The sequence below is a fragment of the Cryobacterium aureum genome (assembly GCF_002954245.1).
GTDB classification, from domain to species: domain Bacteria; phylum Actinomycetota; class Actinomycetes; order Actinomycetales; family Microbacteriaceae; genus Cryobacterium; species Cryobacterium aureum.
Genome location: NZ_PPTG01000018.1, coordinates 34315 through 53970, shown reverse-complemented (window position 1 = coordinate 53970; position 19656 = coordinate 34315). Strand labels below are relative to the sequence as shown.

Sequence of the window (19656 nt, the reverse complement as noted above, 5' to 3'; positions counted from 1 at the left end):
CGACCTTGCGACCGAGTTCTTCGAGGGCGGTCATGACCGCCACAGCCTCGGAGTCATCGAGGTGACCAAACCGCACCCCGTCAACAACGGAGGCCAACAATGCACCGGCCTGAGCAATGACCGCCACACGGGAACCCTCGGGTTCCGGCATCGAGCCGGCTGCGGCGGGCGGGGCGGTGAGGGTCATGGCGTCGATGCCTCCTTCACCAACAATTATAGCCCAAAACAACCTTAAAAGCGAGAGAATCTCAGCAATACTGCGACGTAAACTCAGAATTATTTCCTATACCTAGCCAGCAATACACGGCAGGCCCTGCTCCGAAAGCGCGACGAGGCCAGCTTCGATCAAATCCCCAAGGCGTACTGCGCACGCCCGGGTACCACGATAAGTTTGACTAGTCGTGGCTATGCGGCCAAGGAGCTCCATGCCTGTACGACCCCGCCTTAAAACCCCCCGGTTTTCCACCCTCGTGTGGATCATGCTCGGCATGGCACTTCTACTGTTGCTCGTGTTCGCCGTGATACCCACATTCGGCTCGACCGCCAGCCCGAGCCCGACGCCGACGCCGCTGGCCTTTACCGAGGAAGCGCCGGTCGACCCGGCCGCCGCCACACCGGCAGCGGATGCCGCGAGCATCGTTCTCGCCGACACCGCCGCGACCGACACCACGGCCATCGCGCTGCTGGCGACGCTGCCCGTCAAGGGCCGCGCGGCTAAGACCGGCTACGACCGCAGCGGCGGCTTCGGCACGGCCTGGCTCGACGTCGACCAGAACGGATGCGACACCCGCAACGACATACTGGCCCGCGACCTCACCACCACTGTGAAATCGGGTACCTGCCGGATTCTGAACGGCACCCTGGTGGGGCCGTACACGGGAAAGACGATCACTTTCGTGCGCGGAAACGCCACGTCGTCACTCGTACAGATCGACCACGTAGTGGCCCTCTCAAATGCCTGGCAGACCGGAGCCCAGCAGCTGACCCAGGCGCAACGGGTGTCGCTGGCGAACGATCCGCTCAACCTTCTGGCCGTGGACGGGGCCACGAATTCCAGCAAGGGCGACGGCGACACGGCCACCTGGTTGCCGCCGATGAAGTCGTACCGGTGCGCCTACGTGGCGCGCCAGATTTCGGTGAAGGCAACCTACGGATTGTGGGTAACGCAGGCGGAGCACGACGCGATGACCCGCATTCTCACGGACTGTCCCGATGAGCGGGCTACGGCATCCGCTTTCGCGCCAGCACCAGCACCAGCACCAGCGCCAGTCGTTGTGGCACCCGCGCCGGTCGCGGTCGTGCCCGATCCGGTTGCACCAATTGAGCAGGCACCGGCCAGTGCCTACTACGAGAACTGCACGGCGGCGCGAGCGGCCGGTGCGGCCCCGGTGCACAGTGGCGACCCGGGCTACGGGCGGCACCTCGACCGGGACGGCGACGGCGTCGGCTGCGAAAGCTAACCCACCCAGGTCAAAACCCGCGGCGCCCCGCGAACAGCGCGTGCAGCAGGGGCGCGACCGACGCGACTATTAGCACGGTGCCCAGCACCGCGTCATCCGCTCGCAGTAGCACGCCGGCGATGAGCAGCGCGCCGAACAATAGCGCCGACACGACCTGGCGCGCGGTGCGCTCGAGTCGCAAGATGCGCTTCTCGAGAGCGGGGCTGGTGACCGCCACGGTGCCGTCTTCGAATCGGGTGATGAGCGCGTCGAGTCGTTTCGGCAGGCGAAAGACGATGCCGGCGGTCTCCAGGGCCTGCTTCGTGAAGTCCTGCACGAGGTTGCCGCTCTCGTCGCGCAGCAGCTGTGCCGCGTAGGGCTCGACCGAATCCCAGAGGTTGAACGCGGGGTTCAGCGCGCTCGACACCCCGGACGTAAGAGACATCGCCCGAATGATGAGCAGAAAGTTCTCGGGCAGCTGGAACGGCAGCGAGCGCACCACGTCGCCGAACTGCACCGCGAAATCGCGAAACTCCCGCGGGTCGACCTCGCGCAGTTCGGCGAATCCCATGCCGCCGAAGCGGGCGAACAGGGTCGTCATCGCCCGCTCGAGTTCGGACGTCTCGGCCGAGGGCAGCAGCACGCCCACGTCGCGCATGGCGTTGACCAGGCCGCGGCCGTCACGCGACGCTGCGGCGATCAGCAGCTTGCGCAGGCCGCTGCGCGTGCTCGTGGGTACCTCCCCCATCATGCCGAAGTCGATGAAAGTCAGCTTCCACGCGCGTTCTGAATCGACGACCGGGGTGACAAAGATGTTGCCGGGGTGCGGGTCGGCGTGAAAGAAGCCCTTCGTGAACAGCTGGTCAAACATGACCGCAGCGAAGACCGGGGCCACCTCCACCGGGTCGATCCCCGCAGCCACGAGTGCGTCGACATCGGTGATCTTGATCGCCGTGACGTCTTCGAGGGTGAGCACGCGGCGCGTGGTGCGTTCCCAGACGACGCCGGGCACCCCCACCCGGTCGTCGTCTGTGAAGGCCTCCGCGAAACGCACGCAGCTCGCTGCCTCGTGCAGGTAGTCGATCTCCTCGAGGCTGGTCTGAGCGAACTCTTCCACCAGCGCGGGCATGTCGACCCGCTTGGAGACCAGCCGCACATGGCTGAGCCACCCGCCCACCTTGCGCAGGGCAGCCAGATCGACGTCGATAATCTCGTCGATTCCCGGTCGCTGAATCTTGATGATGACACCGTCGAGCCCGGTGTCGGCGGCATCGAGCGGCGAGAGCCGTGCCCGGTGCGCCTGCCCGAGAGATGCCGCAGCCACCGGCGTCTCGTCGACCATGGCGAACGCTCGCTCCAGTGACATGCCGAGCTCCGCCTCCGCGGCCGCGCGAATGGCCGCGAACGGCACTGGGGCGACTTCGTCTTGCAGCCCCTCAAGCTCCTTGGTAATCTCCGGCGGCAACACGTCGAGGCGCGAGGACATAAACTGCCCGACCTTGATCATGAGACCGCCGAGGTCGGCCGCGAGCACGTGGAAGGCCTTGGCGAAGCGTCGCATCCGTTTGGAGCGTGTGCGTTCAGCTATTTTCAGCAGCCCGATGCGAGGCAGGAACAACTCGAACCACCACGTTATGGCGAGATACCAGCTGGCAAAACGCAGAATGCGGCGGTAGCGGGCACGCATGTTTCCCGCGCCCGAATTCTTGTTGTAGCTACCTCGACGAGCCGATGGCACCCCGTCAGTCCTGGGCGAGGATCGAGTAGAGCTTGCGACGCGCGTCGTCGAGTACGGCGACGGCCTCTTTGACCTGCTCGGGCGTGCCGGTGCGGCCTACCTGGGCCGCTGCCTGGGCGAGTTCGATACCGGCCTTCGGCAGTGCCGCATGACCGTGACCGGCAGTTGACGCCGTAGCTTCCCACGGCGCGCTCGTGTCGGCGTCAGCGACAGCGTCGCGACCCTCGTCGGTGAGCGAGTAGATCTTGCGACCGTTGCTCTCTTCGGCGCTGATCAGTCCTTCGTCGGCGAGCAGCTGCAGGGTCGGGTAGACCGAGCCGGCGCTGGGCTTCCAGCTGCCGTTACTGCGTTCTTCGATCTCGTGAATGATCTGGTAGCCGTGCATCGGCTGCTCGGCGAGTAGTGCCAGCACAGCGGTGCGCACCTCGCCGCGGCCGGCGCGGGTGCCCGTTTGCTTCTCGAACCGAGAGCGGAACTGTTCCATGGCCTGCCAGATGCCGTCGATGTTGCCAGCGTTGAACCCGCCGGTTGGGAATGAATTGCCCATAATTGCCTCCTCGGAATGAAGTACGAACGATATACAGCGATAGGCCAACGATACCCAGCGATGCTCTCGAGCGATACACCCAAAACGGATGCTCAGGGCTGGTTCCCAGCCGAGTGGTTTGAAGCAATCACCATTGATCGAGTGACGGGCTGCTACAGGTCTAGCGTTGAATCATGGAGAATTCAACACTGCCCCTCACTCACATCGCGAACGTTCGGGCTGACGCTGCGGTCGAACCCGGCCGGCTCGGGCACAGTACGGTTCTCGCCTCCCCCGGCGTGCGCGTGGTCGTGCTCACGTTCGAAGCCGGTTTCACACTGAAGAAGCACTCGGCGCCCAAGATTCTGCTGATGCAAGCCCTCGACGGATGCCTGCGCGTCACCGCCGGAGGACAGGTCACCGACCTGGTGCCCGGCGCCCTGCTACGGCTCGATGCCGGTCTCGAGCACGAGGTCGAGGCGCTCGGAGAGTCGCGGCTGATGCTCACCCTGATCGGTTAGCCCCCACACGCTATACGGCCGTCGGCGCCGAGGCGTTGCGCGCATGCGCTCGCGCCAGCATCCGCTTGGCGCGTGCATGTCGAAACAGCACGAGAAAGACCACGAGGGCCACGGCACCGACGCCGGTGGCTACCCACATATACCAGGTCTGCCCGGCCAGGGCGAAGAGCAGCGCGCCGATCGTGAGCACCAGAGCCAGGAAGGCGAGGGTGAGGTAACGATCGTCGGCTCTCGCAAACGGATTCTGCAGCTCGAGGGGTGGTTCGGTCACCGGTGCCCAGACCACGATGAAGAACGTGGCGAGGGGCCCGAGAAAGAGCGAGACCAGGAACCAGTTCCAGCGGGAACGGTTCTTCTGTTCGGCCAGGCCCGCATTCACCAGGGCCAGCACGAACCACCCACCACCGTTGAGCCACCAGTTGTCTTGCTGCGGAGCCTGATTGACGATGTCGCTCACGAAGTTGTGCATGCGTCATGCTCCCACGGAAAGCGGGAGCGCGGTGGCGTACTTCCGGCAAGCGGATGCGTCACAGCAGTCGGTGGCCAAGGAGTCGGCATGCCTTTGGCCGGCACCGGCGGGTCGTGGGCGCTTTTACTCGTTCAGCGCACCACTCGATAGGTGACGTGGGTGACCAGTTCCCGCTGCACGGCGCTGATCTGTTCCAGGTTGAGGTCATCCAGCCCCTCCAACATCGGCTCGCCGGCGCCCAGCACCGCCGTCGCGATGTGCAGCCGCAGTTCGTCGATCAGCCCGGCAGACAGGAATTGCCGCGCGGTGGCGGCCCCGCCCGCGATCGCCACGTCACGCTCCCCCGCAGCGGCGCGAGCCTGCTCCAGCGCCGATTCGATGCCGCCGGTGAGGAACGTGAAGGTCGTTCCGCCTTCCATGATGAGCGGCGCTCGCGGATAGTGCGTGAGCACGAACACCGGTGCGTGGTAGGGCGGGTCGTTGCCCCACCAACCCGTCCACTCGTCGTCCCACTCGCCCCGGCCGGGACCGAACATATTGCGCCCCATAATGTAGGCACCCGCCGTCGCGATGGCCGCAATCTCCGCGGCGTTCTCGTCGGGCCGCTCAAACCGCCAGCGCGCCAGTCGTTCCCCGCCTTCACCAAGCGGATGCTCCAGGCTCTGATTCACGCCGGCCGCATAGCCGTCCTCCGAGACCATCATGTCGCAGGTCACTGTCATTTCGATCGCTCCTGTCCTCGGTCCGCACCGGTGTCCGTGGCGCGTGAAGGCTGCGGATCGAGCCCTGGACCACACTCAGAATGCAGGGGCCTTCTTACCTATCCCGTGCAAACAGCGTCTTTGAAGCGATCCAATTGCACCTGAATGCTCAGGGCATTGCTATTTCCCCCGAGTTGTTTGAAGGCGGCGTCACTCAGTCCTTTCACTTCCAGCATGCTGGCTGTGGTCGGGTCCAGCCCTGCGATATTGTTGATCAGGATCAGAAGTGATTTCTCGTCGAGGGGCTCATCCGACGTCGAAAGATCAATCACCGTCTGGCATGAGACTGTCACCGCGTCGTCCCTCAGGGCACCCGGCTCACGCAAGGGTGCGGCCCAACGCCGCAAAATGTCATCGCTGGATTCCGCCGCTGTCGTTTGAGCCTGTACCAGCACGCTGACCTCGGACGGGCTCCGCCCCAAGCCTCTCGCCACGTCGTCGAGCAATTGCGCGCCCGTTCGCGCTCCTCCACAGGCGGTGAGCAACGCCACGAGAACAACGGTCATCACCGCCCCGGCCGATGTCCGCAACAGCCGCTTTCTGGGCCGCCCGGAATTGACATCCTCGTATGGTTTCATCGGATTGCCTTCCGTGATGTGGTTTGGAACGTCCTTGTTCCGGTACTGTCTGCCAGGCACGTGTGGCACCGACATTGGCACCACACAAGCGCAGTGTCAAGGTCACGCCCGCAGTGTTTCGCAAAAATCGGAAAGTTGCTTGCTTGCCCCGCGTCGGAGCTGCACCGAACCCCGCGATGCAGTCCGCCAAAGAATAGATGAAACTCATCCGGCTGGTCCCTTTGCCGCTCGCGAAAGCTGGTTCCGGTCGGCGGGGTGTCGTTGACGGTGAGCCATGGGCTCGGCTAAACCGCGAGCGGCAGAACCTCGGGCCGTGGCTTTTGCTTTTCGTTCCACAGGTCGTACGCCGTCTGCATCCCCAGCCAGAGCTCTGCGCTCGTCCCCAACAGCAGGCCCAGGCGCACTGCCATGTCCGCTGTAACAGCGGAATGGCCATGGCGAATGCGCGACAACGTCGCCCGAGTGACTCCGAGACGCCGTGCAGCCTCGGCCAGACTGACCTCCCCGAGATAGTCCTCAAAGAGCAGGCCCGGGTGAGGAGGGTTGTACATTCCGGTCATCTTCGTTCCTTTCATTTCGATTCGGTTCAGTGGTAGTCCATATAGTCGAGCAGTACGACATCAGCGCCCTCAAACGCGAAGGTCAGGCGCCAATTCCCCGAAACCCAAATCGCGTAGTGCCCGTGCAGGTCATGACCCGATTCGCCCTCTCCCTGAAGCACATGCGGCCGCCAGGAGCGCGGTATGTCGTCAACCGATACGGCGTTGTCGAGCACGGCGAGTTGCCGTTGTAGCTTGGCAGCGTGATCCGGGCGGATTCCCGCCTTGCTGCCCGACGCATAGAACCGCGCGAGTCCCTTGTGCCGAAACGACTTGATCACATCTAAAGCGTATCTTTACGCTATACGTATAGCAAGAGCGTACGGTTTGCATTCGGTTCCGATCGGAACGGACACGACGTCGTGGTCGATCTCGGTACCGTCGCCTGACGTGCTTCGTCCTCCCGCGCAGACTCGAGCTGGCGTTTCAACGTGCCAGGCGGGAACGACCTGAGAGAATGGAACCATCATGAAGACCCTCCTCAACATCATCTGGCTCGTGCTTTCAGGCTTCTGGCTGTTCCTCGGCTACATGCTGGCCGCCGTAATCATGTGCATTTTCATCGTGACAATTCCGTGGGGAATCGCGGCAGCGCGCATCGGCGTCTACGCGCTCTGGCCGTTCGGCAAGACCGTGGTTGAGACGCCGGGCGCAGGCATCGGGTCTCTTCTTGGCAACGTCGTCTGGGTAATTCTGGCCGGCTGGTGGATCGCCCTCGAACATTTACTCTCTGGCATCGCTCTCTGCGTGACAATCATCGGCATCCCGTTCGGCATCGCCAACTTCAAGCTGATCCCCGTCGCGCTCATGCCGCTCGGCAAACAGATCGTCGACGCGCCCTAACAAAGCAGAGGCCGCCTGCTCCGGCACGAAATCACAGGGAGCAGGCGGCAAGCTACCGCTCGCGACGCCGGTCAGACGGCGACCGGCTCCGTCACAGAAACCGGGCGCTGTGCCGACGAGTCAATGGCCGCGTTGAACGCATTCTGCACGATGGCCATGCCGAGGTCAAGGCAGTCGAGATCGCCATACGACCGACGCAACTGTGTCTGCTGGTAATTCTTCGGCAGAGACGTCAGCGTTGCTCGGTGGGCCGCCGCATCGCACTCCGCGGTGAGCTGCGAAGTTGCAGCGCCTGAAGCGCCGCGGCGAAGGCTCGTTCAAACGCGACGGCGTCCTTTGAGCGGATGCCGTAGAACCAGTTAACCCACTCCCCCACCTCGAGCCGAATCTGACTCCAGAACAGGCCGTGGGTGACGACGACAGCCTCGACGTCCTCAAGCGCGGTCACGATCGCGACGCCGCCAATGGTGACCGTGACGGAGTCGTCGTGGAGTGCGAGTTTCCAGTCGCCGGAGCTGGTGAGGGCCTTGCCCCAGGCGGATGGCTGCCAAGTCGACGGCATGCTGGCTGTCCTCTCGTTAACTCGACGCGTTCGATCCGGTTGAAGGGCGCTCGGCTGAATGGCCGTGCGTCCCAACAATCGTTCTGAGTGCGCGCGGCGGGCTTCAGCCCGCACTCCGCACTCTAGTCAACACGTAGCCCGCCCACGGCCCTCGGACGGGGCTGATTTAAGGAGGTTCTGGCGAATCAGCGCGCCATGGCCTTTATCCTCGCCGACACGCACGCAGACCGCTTATCGTGGGACGGCACTGGCGCTCAGGTAGACGTCGGCGGGCATTTCTCCTTGGAGGTTCCAGGTGATGACGATCGGTTTTTCGCCCTCATTCGTGACGTACGCCACGGGACCAAGACAGGTGTAAGTGCCGATCATGCCCTCGTCGTCTCTGCCGCCGTGACGGGTGAAAGCAGCACGCTTGACCGGCTTGGCCGGCCATTGAGGTATCGACTTCCGGTCGCGTTCGCGAAAGTTGGCCATCCGCATAACGTCTCGACGTCAGCCCGGATTAGACAAGTGCCGCTCCCGGCGATCAGCGCAGCGGAAACGCCCCGGCCAGCCGGGCCAGGGCGGCCTCCCCCACGATCGGGATACCGTAGTCGCGGGCCTTGCGCGCCTTGCCCGATAGGGAGTCCGGGTCGGCAGCAACGAGCAGCGTGACCTTCTTGGTCACCGCACTTTTCGGGGCGAAGCCGCGGGCGAGCAGCTCCGATTCCCAGTCGCTGCGCGGCCGGGTCATGTCGCCGGTCAGCACCACGAGGTCGCCCAGGTGCAGTTCGAAGTGAGCACTGGCCACCGCGACCACGGTCGGCTCCGGTTGATCGAGCGCTGCGTCGAGAGCGTCCGCTGAGATGTCGAGCAGGTTGGCGACGTCGACGAGGTCGGCCATCTCATCCGTTGTGAGGATGCCGTCGGCCCAGGCGATGCGGGCGAGCGCGGCGAAATACTCCCCGTGCAGCAGCTCGCAGCGGTGGCGGCTGAGGCCGAGCTCCTCGGCGAGCTGCGCGAGCGCCTGCGCTTCGTGGGCGGAAAATTGCCGGTCGAGCAAGCAGCGATCGAGCAGGGCAAGGTAGTCCTGGTGTTCGGCCGGTCCGCTGATTTCGGGCAGTCGCACGCTGATGCGTTCCAGAAAAACGGATGCCGTCTGCTCGGTCGCGAAATCCGGCCGCGCGTACCACGGGCGCTCCGGCAACGGCAGGGCCGGCCAGCGGTAAGCGGCGGCAAGGTCGAGTGCGTCGGCCCACAGTATCGGGGCGGCAGCGCCGGTGATGTAGTGGCTGAGCAGTTGCGCGGTGGCGTAGGTGTCGACGGAGGCTCGGTGGGCTCCGATGAGATCGATGTCGTAGGCGGCGCAGCAGTCGGTGAGTGAGCGACCAGTTCCGGGCAGAAAGTCGCGGGCCAGCTGCATGGTGCAGAGGCTGATCACCGGTTCGGTGATGGGGTAACCGGCACGGGCAAGTTCGGCGAGCAGAAAACGCAGGTCGAAGGCGGCGTTGTGGGCCACGACGACGCGGCCGTCGAGCAACGACACGAGCTGCGGGCCAACCTCGGCGAAGGTGGGCGCGTTCATGACGTCGGCGGCGCGCACGCGGTGGATGTCCTGACGCCCGAGGTCACGCCCGGGGTTGACGAGCGTCTCCCACTGGCCTTCGATCTGGCCGTCGGCGCTGACGTGGGCGATGGCCACTTCGATGACCCGGTGATTGCCGCCCGCGAAGAGTCCGGTGGTCTCAAAGTCGATGACGGCGAAACCGGGCATGGTGCTCCTGAAGTGATTGGGGTGGTCCTATGACTGTACCGAGGGGGTAGACGCGGGCGCGGCCCACAGACGAGAGCGCAGCCTAATAACTAGCTTGCAAATCTAGCCTGTCGTCATATGTCAGCCGATGCTGAGCCTCGAGGAGGCAGCCGAAGTGGAGTTCTCATGTGCCCCCAAAACAGGTCTCTAATCACTAACGCGTCGAATTAGCTGCTATTACTTTGAATAACCAATAGTGGAGGGCTCAAAATGTCCGTGGGATTCATGATCGATCCGTCTCTAGTGACCGGCTACGCGCCAGAAATCACGTATTTCTGTACTCGATATCGTCAGGGTGGGCGGACCGTTTTCGCGTTCGAATTGTCACTCTATGAGATTGCCTCTTTGATACCCGCCCCGGATCCAAGCAAACCCACACCAGGGAATCGCGAAATCCGGCCCAAGCACGCTGACGATTTCGGCAAATACATTCGCAATTTCGAGCATTGGGTTGCACCGTCCCTTATACTCCGGGCTCCGGCAATATTTAAATTCACGTTACAGGCCGAGGCACATGGAGTTGAGTTTGGGATCATAAGCCTGCCGCGGGTCAGCGCAGGGGATATCCACATTCTTGATGGCCAACATCGAATTCTTGGCATCCACCTGGCGAACGCTGGAATCAACGAAGATATGGACAAAGCAAGGGACGTGCTTGACATCGCGCGTAGGGTAGAGCCAGCCGGCAGGGCTGTCTCGGACGCGCGGGCAAGAATTGAATTGCTTGAAAGTCAAAGACGACGCCTCGAGGTTGAACGTATGAGCATCCAGCTCTTTGTCGAGGAAAGCACAGCCGAGTACCGTCAAATGTTTTACGACATCGCTGAGAACGCACTCGGCATTACGGCATCCGTAAAAACTCGCTTTGATTCTCGTAAAGTCGTCAATCGAACTCTCGACGCCGTGACGAGCCATCCGCTCCTTGAAGGGCGCGTCGATGCCGAGCGAGACGTGGTGAGCCGGAAGGGGTCCCCCTTCCTGGTTGGTTCAAAGCATGTAGCCGAAATTATCAAAGTGATAGCAGTTGGCCTTGACGGTCGAGTGTCACGAAGGCAAGAGGACGAGTTAAACGAAGAATCCCTCGCTCGAAATACGAGGGACTTTTTAGACGATCTCGTATCGAGCTTCCCTGACCTAATGGATGTTCAGGAAGGCGAACTGACACCACAGGATCTTCGCAAGACAAGTCTTCTGGGCTCCATCGCAGTCCTAAAGATTTTGGGTGGCGTCTACTACGAACTGCTCAAGCGCCATGCATTCGATCGCGAAATGATCCGCGAGTATTTCAATCTCTTGGCGCTCCACATGAGCGGCCCCGTTCGCGAAGGTTCTGTCTGGATCACCCACACCAGCGCATTCCCCGAAGGTGGAATGGCGCCGCATGGCCGCCGACAGGACTTAGCCGGTCTCAAGGAGGCTTTAACCGCATGGGCAGTTGACCGCCCCGCATGGCTCACGGGACCCGGCGACATCCTGGCTTGACCAGCCGCGCACGACGAGTGCGCAAGAGCATCAGGAGGCTTGCGGTCAGCCATAAATCCCGCTCAGGTGGCTCAATCCACCGTCAATTCCGCCAAGATTTCAAACCGTCGCTGACAATCACCAAGATGCATATTGGATCCAGGCCGCGAGGCCCTGGAATGCTTCCTCTCGCCCGAATGGGGGCCACGGTAGTGCCCAACATGCTCGACGTCATCGATACCGTGCCCGGAGGGGGTACTTATGAGTAAGTTCTTTGGAACACCGGACGGCACCAAAGTTGGTCAGCTTTTTATCGATCGGCGTGAGTTGCATGAGGCTTTTGTTCACCGCCCCTTGCAAGGGGGGATTAGCGGCACGAAGTCTGATGGCGCAGATTCGATCGTGGTTTCGGGCGGCTACGGCGATGATCAGGATCACGGGGATTACATTCTGTACACCGGTCACGGTGGCAAAGACCCCAAGAGCAATCGGCAGGTCAAAGATCAGTCCATCGATGCTCCAGGGAATGCCGGCCTCATAACGAGCTTCTTGAAAGCTCTTCCTGTGCGAGTGGTGAGAGGTAAACACGCGGGCTCGCCGTTTGCTCCACTAGCCGGATATCTCTACTCCGGGCTGTACCTCGTAACCGGATGGCAGCTGATGCGCGGGCTAGACGGGTTCGTGGTAGTCCTCTTTCGCCTCGAACGTGTCGATGAGCAGCGGCCCCTCGAGCCGCAGAGCTCGAATATTCCCGATCCTGAATTCGCGACGACAATTGTTTCACGCCGCATCCGTGACTCATCACTGGCCCGCGATGTGAAGAACATGTATGACTTTCACTGCCAGATTTGCGATACCCAAGTGCCCACCTTTGACGGAAATGCTTATGCCGAAGGTGCTCATCTACGCCCATTGGGACGACCTCATGTAGGTAGCGACGCGTTAGACAATATCCTGTGTCTTTGTCCAAACCACCACACTCAATTCGATTTTGGCGGACTGGTGATTTCGGACAATCTGGAGGCAGTAGAGACACACAGAATGACCGTGATTTCGGATCTACGATTTCGAAAGAATCACCTCTTGGCTATTGAAAATGTTCGATATCACCGCGAGCTCTGGGCTCCAGCGAAGGATCAGATATCAGAAGAGCTTGCCGCTAGCTAGATAGCGGCGCATCCCAATGTGTCCGAGCGCACTACTCACGAGTCTCACCAACGTTCACCGCGGGGTTAAGAACTCTCGGACAACCACCTTCATAAATGGCGGCCCAGCTAGAACCAAAATTGCCGCCCAAGAAATGATAGGGAAGAGCTGCCACGACACGTGCCGGACCCGCGCGGTTTCGACTTCACGGTCGATCACAGCGAATTGTGTCAGCAGAGTCGGACTCGGTGGTGACGTGGGCGCAGACCAAGTCGCTGGCGAGTTCACAATGGCGACGAGCACCACCAGCTCGACTTCGGTGAGCTCCACTGGTCGTTTGAGAAGCCATCGGCGTAGATTGTTCGAATCCAGAACGTTGATGCCATCTAGCTTCTTCTTGCTCGTGATCTGTCCGGGGCTGACCAGCGCGATCACGCCCTACGCGGGTGGGAGCCGGCTGGAAATCTTACCGACTTCGATCTCGCCCTGGGCGCAGCGGTACCAGGCGACGCTGTCGGCGCCCAGAGGAGAGTATCCCCAGAACCGGGCGAAACGGGAGCGCGGTTGGACGGTCTGCTGCAAACGGAGCAACTCCTCGATGACCGATTGGGCGGCGATCTGATCGCTCATGCCCGGTTGCCGTGTTGTCATGCATCCCCCGATGGTTTCGTGCCAATTTAGCGGGAACTACTGGTTGCTCAATCGATTGACACCTTCTGCGCGGCGAGCACACCGCCCTCTGACCTTTACGTTCTGCTCCAGGCCAGAACCGCGGTGAGCTGCTGGTAGGCATCCGCTTGCTGGTTTACGCGCGGGATGCGCTCGGCCGGAACCTTGTGCCAGAGCGCCTGAATTCCTGGATAGTAGGTCGGGATGACCGCGAGGTCCTTGGTAAATGCGGCGAGCGCCGCAGCCCCCGGCGCCAGATTCTGCACCTGACCGCGAATGTAGCCGGGCGAGCACCGTGTATCGAAGCAGTTTCTCGCGATCCGTCTTGCCGCGGTCGAAGATACTGCTGTCGCGCTCGAGCACTGCGGAAAGCGGGTGTGGGCCATCGAGGTAGGAGAGCAGATAACCTCCTGCGGTCCCGAACGAGCCTCCGTCGACGCGTAGTCTGGCGTTATGCACTGCAGTGGTCACAGGGGGAAATAATGCCATCACTCGTTGCGTGGCTCGATGCATCGAGCGAAGACCAGCGCCGAATGAGGGAAATCGTCAACCTCTTCAGCGAGCGCGATAGCCGCGACGAGCTCGGCTTCGGTCAGGTTCGAGACGCACTCAGCGATTCCCTCTTTCCTGGCACGTCGACGCTGCTCACCCGCGCCCGCTATATGCTCCTCATACCCTGGTGCTTCACAGCGGCACAGTCGACCGGACGGTCCGCGGATGACATCAGCGATGCCGTCACCGCCAACGAGCGCAACTTGATCTTGGCGCTCAGAAAGGGCGGCGACGACCGAGGGCTGCTCGGACGGGTGGCGGGCGCGAATCTCAAGACTCTGCCGTCCAGCGTGTACTGGGCGGCGCTTCGAAAGTACGGCATTCTCAGCGCGCCCTCGATGGACCGCCAGGACGCGATCGCCTTCGATTCGGCGAGCTCGGTGAGCGACGGAGAGATCGGCAACGACCGGATCGGTGCCTGGTCTCCGACCCTTCCCGTCGCGCCGAGGGGGTTCCCGGCTGAATCAGCGGGCAATTTTGACCTGTCGCCGTCAGAGGCGAACTGGCTGCGCGACCGCATGGCCGAAGGCAGCGAAGGAACGCTGCTTGGCCATCTGGTGGAATACCGACCCGAGGCTGCGAGTATCTCCCCCTGGGATGATCCAACGTCACGTGAGGCCACCGGCGCCCCGCAACAGGTCTTGCAACACGCCAAGCTGTTTTCGTTCGCAGCGCACGGCGCGGCCCTGCTCTACAACCTGATGCTGGCCGAACAGTACGAATCCGCCGGGTACAACCAAATCGTTGCGCCGGTGGACCGATACAGCGACAGGCTCCGGGAGTGGCAGCAGGAACGTGATCTCCTTGCCGATGAACTGAACTCGTGGGACCGAACGGACTTCTGGACCAATATCGACGCGGGAAGCGGCTCGGTGGCGTCGCGATCGCGAATGTTCGTCAATGACTGGTTGGATGCGTCGCTCGTGCTGGACACTCACGACCTCTCCGGTGGGCGAGACATGATTCGGTCCCGAGAGCGCCAGCACAAGGGCGCCCAGTCACGACTCACCAACCAGAAGCTTCTGCAGTCCTGGCAAGGGGCATCCGGAGCGGGCCGCCTGGCGTTTCGCTGGCCTCAGGTGAACCAGATTCTCACCGACCTGCACGACGGATTGGAACGAACGGATGCTTGAACCCGACGCGCGCGCTGCCCTCACCGAGCAGCTCCGTCCACCCGCGGGGTATGAGCTGCTCCACGCTGTCGGTACCACGTTCACGCTCGACCTCACCAGTGCTCTGGCCATCCCCCTGTCGTTTGCGGCGCACCGTGTGCGCGAGAGCGACGATCCCATCGCAATTCTCGACGCGGTGCGGCGAGCCGCCGATCGGGTAGACATCTTTGCCCAGGCCGGGCAGATCGTCGCGCCCCGACAGGCCTCTGATCTGGTCGCCTTCCTCGAGCCGATGGTGCATCCGGTCACCGCCCGGCGCTCCGGTGGGCTCTTCCACCCCAAGGTCTGGATTCTCGAATTCGGCCGCGACGACGACCGCGCGTACCGGCTGTTGTGCTCGAGCAGAAACCTGACCGCTGACCGCAGCTGGGACATGCTGGTGCGCCTCGACGGCACTCCCACCGACGAAGATCAGCCGGCGAGCGCCCCGGCACGCGACTTTCTGGCTGCGCTCCCGCAGCTTGCGGTCACTCCCTTGACTGATGCCCGTTCGCTCCGCATAGCGGACTTAGCGCAACGCGTCAGCCGCGTGGAGTGGGAGGCCCCCGGTGACGTGCGCGGGGTCGTGCTGCATGCCCTCGGCATCGGGCGCCCGACAACGGCAGACTTCGATGGCAAGCGACACCTGATCATCTCGCCTTTCCTGTCCGATGACGGCATCGCCCGGCTGGCCCCCGCCAGATCAACCAGGGTGCACGTCGTCTCCCGAGCAGAAAGCCTGGACCGGCTCCGGCCGGAGACGCTGAAGCGGATCGTCCCCTATGTGCTCGACGACGCGACCCGCGACACGGCAGAGGTCGACGGTGACCCGCTCGAGGGCCTGCACGCCAAGACGTTCGTTCTCGACCGGCGCGACGGGTCTCACGTCTTTATCGGTTCCGCGAATGCGACCAACGCCGCCTTCACCCAGAACGTGGAGTTCATGATCGAGTTGATCGGCCCCCTGCCCCGCATCGGCGTCGAGGCCGTCTTCGGCGAGAAATCGGCTCTGTTCCAACTGGTCGTGCCGTATCCGGCCACCGGCGGCGTCGAGGACAGCGACGATGACAAGGCCGATCACGCCTTGGAGTCGGCGATCCGGTCTCTCGCCACCTCCCGACTGCGCAATACTGTGGTCACATCCGACGAGTCGAACTTCGACATCCTCGTTGAGTCCCTCGATTCGGCGCACCCACCGTCCGATCTCCAAATTTTCGTGCGTCTGCTGACGAGGCCGGGGAATTCGCATCCACTCCCGGTGGTCGCTGGCGAGAGCGTTCGATTCGAGGCCATGCCGCTTACCGACGTGACTCCTTTTCTTGTGATTCGGGTCGTCGACACCCGCGGCGAAGAGCGCAGCACCGTCGTGCGAGCCGAGCTGGTCGGCGATCTTCCGGGCCGCCGGGACGCCGTTCTTGCCCGGCAGATCGACACTCCGGAGAAGTTCCTGCGCTTCCTGCTGCTGCTGCTCGCGCACGACACCGCTGATGGGTCGCTCTTCACGGCAGGTGGCGGGGGCAGCTTCGGTGACTGGGGTGCCGACGGTGCCGGCCTCTTCGAGGCACTGGTGCGCTCGGTGGGGGCTCGCAATTCCGGACTTGACGACCTCGGTCGCCTGATCGAGCGCCTCCAAGCGGATGCCGCGACGACCGTTCTCCCCGCGGGTTTCGACGAACTCTGGGCTTCTGTCTGGTCGGCACATCTCACTTTGCAGGGCGCGAAGCTGTGACGGTGTTCGATGCTGAGGCCGTGCTCAGCGAGCTCAAGGGATTTCAACGCGACGCCGTCGACCACGTCATTCATCGGTTCTATGGTTCCGCCGACGCGAGCCGCCGATTTCTCGTCGCCGACGAGACTGGGCTTGGTAAGAGCGTGGTGGCTCGCGGTGTGATTGCGCGGACTATCGAACAGCTGCAACACGATGACACCGTCGACCGGATCGACGTGGTCTATATCTGTTCGAATGCTGACCTGGCACAACAGAATCTTCAGCGGCTCAACGTGACGGGCAACCCGCATCTCGCATTCACCAGTCGGCTGACGCTGCTGGCATTGGAGTCCCGACGTCTCGGCGGTACCGCGATCGACGGCAAGGTTGTGAATCTGGTGTCGTTCACTCCGGGAACGTCCTTCAACAACTCCAGTAGGCTAACCGGGTCGAAGGAAGAGCGTGCTCTGCTGCACGTGATCTTGAACGATGAGCTGCAGCACAATCTCGCGCAGAGTCACGCCTCACGGCTCTTCTTTCAAGGCACGGTGCGCACGGAGAAATCGTTCTCAGAGTGCGTGGACTGGATCCGGCGAGTGCTGGACGGCTCCGTTCACGAGCCGATCCTCACTGCGTTTCGCAGAAACGCCTCCAGCCTCGGCTTGCTTGCTCGGTACCAGCGCCTTGTAGACGACATCGTGCAGGACGGGCTGCCGACGGCGATGAACGCCATCCAGGAAGTCACCGCTGCGCTACGAGGGGCTCTCGCCAGAGCCAGCGTCGAGACATTGGAGCCAGACCTCGTCATTCTTGACGAGTTTCAGCGCTTCAGCCACTTGCTCGATCCGGAAACGGGCGGCGACGCCGCGGAGCTTGCGCACCACCTCTTCGACTACGGCCAAGCCAAGGTCTTGTTACTGTCGGCGACGCCATATAAGGCGTACACAGCCTCAACAGACGACTCCGACGACGACCACTACACCGATTTCATCGCCATCCTGGGCTTTCTCGCGGGAGGAGCGACGGCGGACCTGTCAGAGGTGAAACGGCTCTTCGAAGAGTATCGTGCCGGCATTGCGGCAGGCGCGTTGGTGGAGGGCATCGCGGCATCCCTGCGCATTCGTCTACTGCGCTGGATGAGTCGCACCGAACGTCCGCAGCTCGGCGATGACGGAATGCTGCGGGAGCGCCGCATTGCCTCGGCGGTGCCGTCGCCGGCGGACCTCATCGGCTTCGCCGGGCTGCAGCGCCTGGCCCAGGAGCTTGACGTGCCGATCTCCGTTGAGTATTGGAAGTCCATTCCCTATTTCGGCAACTTCATGGAGAACTACCAGGTCTCCAAGGCGCTCGACAAGCGACTCGAGGCCGCGGAATCTGCACAAGCGATCGAGCCCTATTTGGCGGGTTTGAACACGCTCGATGCCGAGGCATTGCGCTCCTACGAGCCTGTCCGGATTGGGAACGGACACATCGGTAGCCTCGCTAAGGACATGCTCGAGTCCGGGCTGTGGAAGCTGCTGTGGCTGCCTCCGTCGATGCCGTACTTTGAGCCGGGCGGGCCCTTCGCAGAGTGTGGTGTCGTGTCGGCCACGAAACGGCTCGTGTTCTCGTCGTGGACTGCGACACCGACAGCGATTGCGAGTTTGCTCAGCTACGAAGCGGAACGGCTGACAGCGTTCGGTTCAACCCGGCTGACCAGAAACACGGCCGAGGCCCGCAAGAATCTGGCTTCCCGCCTCAACTGGGCAACCGTGGAGGGGAGGGCCAACGCCATGTCGACACTGGCACTTTTTTGGCCTCACCCCGCGCTCGCGCTGCAGGCCGACCCGCTGGATGTCGCTCGTCGCCGTGCTGGGACGCCGGCACGAGTGTCGGCGTTTGCTGCCGAAGCTGACGTGCAGGCCTCCTTTGACGGTGAGGCGGTCGCTGGTCAGGCTTGGCAGGCGTATTTCAGCACGCCTGGCATGGTTCCGACCGGCCTGACAGCTGCTCACGTGACCTCAGCCTTGGAGAGTCGCGGAACTGCGCTGCATGACGATGAATCACAATCGAGCACCGGCCTGCGCATCCACGTCGACGCAGCGTTCGATGCCGGTCAGGCCGGCGATGACTTGTCGCACGAGCATTTGGCCCGACTCGCGCTTCACTCCCCCGGCAATATCGCCTACCGGGCGCTGTCCAGGCTCCGGACCAAAGCGGATGCCACCACAGACGCAGGATTGTGGAGTGCTGCAGCGCTGCTGTCGAACGGACTCCGAAGTCTGTTCAACCGACTGGAGACTAGTCTGCTCCTCGATCAGCTCGACTCCACCGAGGAACCCTACTGGCTCGTCGTGCTCCGGTATTGCGCGGATGGCAACCTGCAGGCATCCATGGATGAGTACCTATTCCAGCTGCGCAGCGAAACCGGGGGCACTGCCCTCACCGACGAAGTACTCCTGCAGCTCGCCGGGCGCGCCCACGACGCCGTGACATTGCGGCCGTCTACCTACCGCGCTCGAGATCTCGCGGACCCCACCAACAGCATCCCGTTCACTGCCCGCTTCGCCCTGCGGTACGGAGGGAAACAGCAGGAGACCGAAAGCGCTCGCCAGCCGGAAATTCGAAACGCCTTCAACAGCCCGTTCTGGCCGTTCGTGTTGGCGTCCACCAGCGTGGGCCAGGAAGGCATCGACTTTCACTGGTGGAGTCATGAAGTGCTGCACTGGAACCTGCCGTCGAACCCGGTGGACTTCGAACAACGCGAAGGCCGCGTCAATCGGTTCGCCGGCCACGCCGTGCGGAAGAACATCGCAGCGGCTCACTGGCCGGATGTCGTTGCGTCGAGTGAGGGGAACCCCTGGCGGGTTGCATTTGACGCCGCCCAGACGGCCCACCCCGAACTCGGGGAGTTCGCCCCGTACTGGCTCTACCCCGGCGCAGCCAAGGTGGAGCGGCAGATCATCACCTATCCCCTCAGCCGCGATATCGAGAAGGTCGAGCGTCTCAAGGACGCACTAACTCTGTACCGGCTCACTCTCGGGCAGCCCCGTCAGCAAGACATGCTGGAGATGATGCAGCGGCGCGGGGTCAACCCGTCGCAGGTCGCGAAGCTGGACTTGAGCCCGCCGGTGCGGGATCGCTGACCTGAAGGCGCGGCGT

General features: G+C 62.7%; 22 protein-coding genes. 8 read left to right on the top strand and 14 right to left on the bottom strand.

Annotation, left to right across the window (positions count from 1 at the left end; all coding sequences use genetic code 11):
- The coding region (locus tag CJ028_RS07420; RefSeq protein ID WP_129590415.1) for a hypothetical protein at positions 1–187 on the bottom strand (187 nt) is incomplete at its 3' end.
- Between the two features lie 238 nt (positions 188–425).
- Between CJ028_RS07420 and CJ028_RS07415 the strand changes: the two genes are divergently transcribed.
- Positions 426–1460, top strand: coding sequence for a GmrSD restriction endonuclease domain-containing protein (locus CJ028_RS07415; RefSeq protein WP_105034636.1), 1035 nt, complete (start codon positions 426–428; stop codon positions 1458–1460).
- 10 nt (positions 1461–1470) lie between these two features.
- On the opposite strand, the gene CJ028_RS07410 is transcribed toward CJ028_RS07415, so the two are convergent.
- Together CJ028_RS07410 and CJ028_RS07405 are read right to left on the bottom strand one after the other, a co-directional pair.
- Positions 1471–3126 carry an ABC1 kinase family protein gene (locus tag CJ028_RS07410; RefSeq protein WP_105034635.1) on the bottom strand — a complete coding sequence of 552 codons (1656 nt, stop codon included), beginning with the start codon at positions 3124–3126 and terminating at the stop codon, positions 1471–1473.
- A 55-nt stretch (positions 3127–3181) separates the two neighbouring features.
- Positions 3182–3724 carry a PadR family transcriptional regulator gene (locus CJ028_RS07405; protein WP_105034634.1) on the bottom strand — a complete coding sequence of 181 codons (543 nt, stop codon included), beginning with the start codon at positions 3722–3724 and terminating at the stop codon, positions 3182–3184.
- 173 nt (positions 3725–3897) lie between these two features.
- Between CJ028_RS07405 and CJ028_RS07400 the strand changes: the two genes are divergently transcribed.
- Positions 3898–4224, top strand: coding sequence for a cupin domain-containing protein (locus tag CJ028_RS07400; RefSeq protein WP_105034633.1), 327 nt, complete (start codon positions 3898–3900; stop codon positions 4222–4224).
- Positions 4225–4234: 10 nt separating this feature from the next.
- Here CJ028_RS07400 and CJ028_RS21185 read toward each other — a convergent pair whose 3' ends face one another.
- From CJ028_RS21185 to CJ028_RS07375, 5 genes are all read right to left on the bottom strand, one after another.
- Positions 4235–4693, bottom strand: a complete 459-nt coding sequence (locus CJ028_RS21185) for a hypothetical protein (protein WP_205683971.1) — start codon at positions 4691–4693, stop codon at positions 4235–4237.
- A 131-nt stretch (positions 4694–4824) separates the two neighbouring features.
- A complete protein-coding gene (locus CJ028_RS07390) occupies positions 4825–5415 on the bottom strand; it encodes a dihydrofolate reductase family protein (RefSeq protein WP_105034632.1) in 591 nt (196 codons plus the stop codon).
- A gap of 98 nt (positions 5416–5513) precedes the next feature.
- On the bottom strand, positions 5514–6032 hold the full coding sequence (locus tag CJ028_RS07385) for a hypothetical protein (protein ID WP_105034631.1): 519 nt from the start codon (positions 6030–6032) through the stop codon (positions 5514–5516).
- A gap of 284 nt (positions 6033–6316) precedes the next feature.
- Entirely contained in the window at positions 6317–6592 is a 276-nt protein-coding gene (locus CJ028_RS07380; RefSeq protein ID WP_105034630.1) for a HigA family addiction module antitoxin, read from the bottom strand.
- Positions 6593–6618: 26 nt separating this feature from the next.
- Positions 6619–6912 (bottom strand): type II toxin-antitoxin system RelE/ParE family toxin, encoded by a 294-nt coding sequence (locus tag CJ028_RS07375; protein ID WP_105034629.1) that lies wholly within the window; start codon positions 6910–6912, stop codon positions 6619–6621.
- A 187-nt stretch (positions 6913–7099) separates the two neighbouring features.
- On the opposite strand from CJ028_RS07375, the gene CJ028_RS07370 reads away from it, so the two are divergent.
- Positions 7100–7474, top strand: a complete 375-nt coding sequence (locus tag CJ028_RS07370) for a YccF domain-containing protein (protein WP_105034628.1) — start codon at positions 7100–7102, stop codon at positions 7472–7474.
- Positions 7475–7706: 232 nt separating this feature from the next.
- Here CJ028_RS07370 and CJ028_RS07365 read toward each other — a convergent pair whose 3' ends face one another.
- The 3 genes from CJ028_RS07365 to CJ028_RS07355 all read right to left on the bottom strand — a co-directional run bounded on the left by CJ028_RS07365 (position 7707) and on the right by CJ028_RS07355 (position 9789).
- Entirely contained in the window at positions 7707–8036 is a 330-nt protein-coding gene (locus tag CJ028_RS07365) for a hypothetical protein (RefSeq protein ID WP_105034627.1), read from the bottom strand.
- Between the two features lie 231 nt (positions 8037–8267).
- Positions 8268–8510, bottom strand: a complete 243-nt coding sequence (locus tag CJ028_RS07360) for a hypothetical protein (protein ID WP_105034626.1) — start codon at positions 8508–8510, stop codon at positions 8268–8270.
- A gap of 52 nt (positions 8511–8562) precedes the next feature.
- Complete coding sequence (locus tag CJ028_RS07355) at positions 8563–9789, bottom strand: exonuclease domain-containing protein (protein ID WP_105034625.1); 1227 nt, start codon at positions 9787–9789, stop codon at positions 8563–8565.
- 264 nt (positions 9790–10053) lie between these two features.
- Here CJ028_RS07355 and CJ028_RS07350 point away from each other — a divergent pair, with 264 nt between their 5' ends.
- Both CJ028_RS07350 and CJ028_RS07345 read left to right on the top strand, forming a co-directional pair.
- Positions 10054–11310: a DNA sulfur modification protein DndB gene (locus CJ028_RS07350; protein ID WP_161498922.1), complete on the top strand. Its 1257-nt coding sequence runs from the start codon at positions 10054–10056 to the stop codon at positions 11308–11310.
- A 240-nt stretch (positions 11311–11550) separates the two neighbouring features.
- Positions 11551–12456: a YDG/SRA domain-containing protein gene (locus tag CJ028_RS07345; protein ID WP_105034623.1), complete on the top strand. Its 906-nt coding sequence runs from the start codon at positions 11551–11553 to the stop codon at positions 12454–12456.
- Between the two features lie 54 nt (positions 12457–12510).
- Here the strand turns inward: CJ028_RS07345 and CJ028_RS07340 are convergent, their stop codons facing one another.
- The 3 genes from CJ028_RS07340 to CJ028_RS07330 form a co-directional block, all read right to left on the bottom strand.
- Positions 12511–12870, bottom strand: a complete 360-nt coding sequence (locus tag CJ028_RS07340) for a hypothetical protein (RefSeq protein ID WP_105034622.1) — start codon at positions 12868–12870, stop codon at positions 12511–12513.
- A gap of 3 nt (positions 12871–12873) precedes the next feature.
- A complete protein-coding gene (locus CJ028_RS07335) occupies positions 12874–13086 on the bottom strand; it encodes a hypothetical protein (protein ID WP_129590414.1) in 213 nt (70 codons plus the stop codon).
- A 95-nt stretch (positions 13087–13181) separates the two neighbouring features.
- Positions 13182–13370: a hypothetical protein gene (locus CJ028_RS07330; RefSeq protein ID WP_105034620.1), complete on the bottom strand. Its 189-nt coding sequence runs from the start codon at positions 13368–13370 to the stop codon at positions 13182–13184.
- Positions 13371–13586: 216 nt separating this feature from the next.
- Here CJ028_RS07330 and CJ028_RS07325 point away from each other — a divergent pair, with 216 nt between their 5' ends.
- From CJ028_RS07325 to CJ028_RS07315, 3 genes are read left to right on the top strand one after another with little or no spacing between them, the layout of a single operon-like run.
- Positions 13587–14789: a DUF6361 family protein gene (locus tag CJ028_RS07325; protein WP_105034619.1), complete on the top strand. Its 1203-nt coding sequence runs from the start codon at positions 13587–13589 to the stop codon at positions 14787–14789.
- Positions 14782–16536 carry a phospholipase D-like domain-containing protein gene (locus tag CJ028_RS07320; protein ID WP_105034618.1) on the top strand — a complete coding sequence of 585 codons (1755 nt, stop codon included), beginning with the start codon at positions 14782–14784 and terminating at the stop codon, positions 16534–16536. Before CJ028_RS07325 ends, CJ028_RS07320 begins: the two co-directional genes overlap by 8 nt.
- A complete protein-coding gene (locus tag CJ028_RS07315; protein WP_105034617.1) occupies positions 16533–19640 on the top strand; it encodes a helicase-related protein in 3108 nt (1035 codons plus the stop codon). Before CJ028_RS07320 ends, CJ028_RS07315 begins: the two co-directional genes overlap by 4 nt.
- Positions 19641–19656: the final 16 nt, after the last annotated feature.

Bases quoted from the DNA above. Each gene is read 5' to 3' on its own strand.
- CJ028_RS21185 (WP_205683971.1), bottom strand. From the start codon at position 4,693: ATGCACAACTTCGTGAGCGACATCGTCAATCAGGCTCCGCAGCAAGAC.
- CJ028_RS07320 (WP_105034618.1), top strand. From the start codon at position 14,782: ATGCTTGAACCCGACGCGCGCGCTGCCCTCACCGAGCAGCTCCGTCCA.
- CJ028_RS07380 (WP_105034630.1), bottom strand. From the start codon at position 6,592: ATGACCGGAATGTACAACCCTCCTCACCCGGGCCTGCTCTTTGAGGAC.
- CJ028_RS07410 (WP_105034635.1), bottom strand. From the start codon at position 3,126: ATGCGTGCCCGCTACCGCCGCATTCTGCGTTTTGCCAGCTGGTATCTC.
- CJ028_RS07335 (WP_129590414.1), bottom strand. From the start codon at position 13,086: ATGACAACACGGCAACCGGGCATGAGCGATCAGATCGCCGCCCAATCG.
- CJ028_RS07385 (WP_105034631.1), bottom strand. From the start codon at position 6,032: ATGAAACCATACGAGGATGTCAATTCCGGGCGGCCCAGAAAGCGGCTG.
- CJ028_RS07345 (WP_105034623.1), top strand. From the start codon at position 11,551: ATGAGTAAGTTCTTTGGAACACCGGACGGCACCAAAGTTGGTCAGCTT.
- CJ028_RS07400 (WP_105034633.1), top strand. From the start codon at position 3,898: ATGGAGAATTCAACACTGCCCCTCACTCACATCGCGAACGTTCGGGCT.
- CJ028_RS07360 (WP_105034626.1), bottom strand. From the start codon at position 8,510: ATGGCCAACTTTCGCGAACGCGACCGGAAGTCGATACCTCAATGGCCG.
- CJ028_RS07325 (WP_105034619.1), top strand. From the start codon at position 13,587: ATGCCATCACTCGTTGCGTGGCTCGATGCATCGAGCGAAGACCAGCGC.
- CJ028_RS07390 (WP_105034632.1), bottom strand. From the start codon at position 5,415: ATGACAGTGACCTGCGACATGATGGTCTCGGAGGACGGCTATGCGGCC.
- CJ028_RS07350 (WP_161498922.1), top strand. From the start codon at position 10,054: ATGATCGATCCGTCTCTAGTGACCGGCTACGCGCCAGAAATCACGTAT.
- CJ028_RS07365 (WP_105034627.1), bottom strand. From the start codon at position 8,036: ATGCCGTCGACTTGGCAGCCATCCGCCTGGGGCAAGGCCCTCACCAGC.
- CJ028_RS07355 (WP_105034625.1), bottom strand. From the start codon at position 9,789: ATGCCCGGTTTCGCCGTCATCGACTTTGAGACCACCGGACTCTTCGCG.
- CJ028_RS07370 (WP_105034628.1), top strand. From the start codon at position 7,100: ATGAAGACCCTCCTCAACATCATCTGGCTCGTGCTTTCAGGCTTCTGG.
- CJ028_RS07415 (WP_105034636.1), top strand. From the start codon at position 426: ATGCCTGTACGACCCCGCCTTAAAACCCCCCGGTTTTCCACCCTCGTG.
- CJ028_RS07405 (WP_105034634.1), bottom strand. From the start codon at position 3,724: ATGGGCAATTCATTCCCAACCGGCGGGTTCAACGCTGGCAACATCGAC.